The sequence below is a fragment of the Nosocomiicoccus massiliensis genome, assembly GCF_000438455.1.
Classification (GTDB): Bacteria; Bacillota; Bacilli; order Staphylococcales; family Salinicoccaceae; genus Nosocomiicoccus; species Nosocomiicoccus massiliensis.
The window spans coordinates 1-1669 of sequence record NZ_CAVG010000092.1 but is presented as its reverse complement, the minus strand read 5'-3'; the positions used below and the strand labels follow the sequence as shown (position 1 = coordinate 1669).

1 protein-coding gene is annotated in these 1669 nt (G+C 27.6%); it reads left to right on the top strand.

Features of this window, described 5'->3' with window-relative positions:
- Positions 1 to 215: 215 nt before the first annotated feature.
- Complete coding sequence (locus tag TJ68_RS04085; protein ID WP_081643657.1) at positions 216 to 1541, top strand: MFS transporter; 1326 nt, start codon at positions 216 to 218, stop codon at positions 1539 to 1541.
- Positions 1542 to 1669: the final 128 nt, after the last annotated feature.

Sequence of the window (1669 nt, the reverse complement as noted above, 5' to 3'; positions counted from 1 at the left end):
AGCTTTTTCCTCGATATGCCAAGCTCTGTACTCGTTTTTTTATAAATTCATTTAACAATATCTCCACTTCCTTTATGCAAATTTGCATATATAAAATTTTGTCAAATTGTTTTATGATTAGGTTAATACGAATATTGAATGAGGTATAGATTCAATCATAGGTGAAATATAAACAAGAGTATTACTATACATACATAAACTTATATTAATAAGTAATGGAACCAGCTAGTATTTGTAAGAGGTGTTATGTTATGAGAAATATATTTATTTATTTTGCAAGTGTCTTAGTTCTAACGACAGGTGGTCTCATATATAATTTTGCGATAAGTTATTATATATTAGACGTTACAAAGTCTCCCTTATTATTTTCAATTAATACTGTAATAATGAGTGTTGGAACAATCATCTCACTCCCGATAATGGGTACTTTTATAGATAAGTATAACAGGAAATCTATAATAATATTTTTGGAAGGGCTTTCTTGTTTAAGCCTTATTTTGCTTCTAACATATATTTATATTTATGGTTTTAATATTTATTTTCTATTTTTTATTACAGCGATTAGATCGTTCATCGTGCCGGTTGTTTCTAATGCTTTTGATGCTTCACTCACCCAATTATTTAACGAAGATAAAATTCAAAATATTTTAGGGCAGGTTGGAACGATAAGAACAACAGTATTTTTATTAGGACCATTAATAGCAGGAGTTATCTATGGTTTTGTTACCTTAGAAACTATGATATTAATATTTTTAATTTTACAATTTATTTCTTTACTTTTAAACTTCTTTTTAGTGTTTGATGAATATGAGACTAATCCGATAAAAGAACATGAAGACAAAGAAAACATTATAAAATATGTGATGAGAAAGAATAAAGAAGCCTTTAAATATATTGAGAAAAATGATGTTTTATGGAGGATTATTCTTTTAGCAATGATTATTAATAGTGTTGGTGCAGCAAGTTTCAGTGTTTTACCAGATACAATAATGATTAAAGAATTATCATTCGATCCATATTATGTCGGAATAGCTAGTTCCATAATGGGCTTAGGATCCTTATTAGCTACATTAGTTCTTTCGAGGTTAAAACTAAACAATCCCTTAAAAGCAATGAAAATGGCATTTTTAGTATTAGCTATAGTAATGACTACCTTTACATTACCTGTATACATTAATATGAACAATATTTATAGCTTGGTATATCTATCGCTGATAGGATTGACTATGGCTTTTACATTTCAATTTGTATCAATACCAATGATGAGTTATATGCAAAAGAGTATCGATAACCAATTCAAAGGAAGAGTTTTTTCTCTGTTAAATACTTTAGGAAATGTTTTGTTACCTATTGGAACTTTAATATTTGGAGCTCTTTATGAAATGAAGATATATTTTTCAGCTAACTTATTTTCTTCAATCATAGTTATTATTGTATCTTCCTTATTATTAAATAATAGTGTGATTAGGAAGAGCAAAACAATATATAATAACAAAAATTCAACTATAGAAGGAGGGATGAAAGTGGAAGTGCAGGAGTAGTTTTACTTAGACTATTAAAATATGATATGAATGCTGAAAAGAGCTATAAAGAATTATTTGATGAATTAATTATTGATTGTCAAAGAATCTACACTGCGTACCCAACCTTTTTTGAAGGGTTATCAGGA

Bases quoted from the DNA above. Each gene is read 5' to 3' on its own strand.
- TJ68_RS04085 (WP_081643657.1), top strand. From the start codon at position 216: ATGGAACCAGCTAGTATTTGTAAGAGGTGTTATGTTATGAGAAATATA.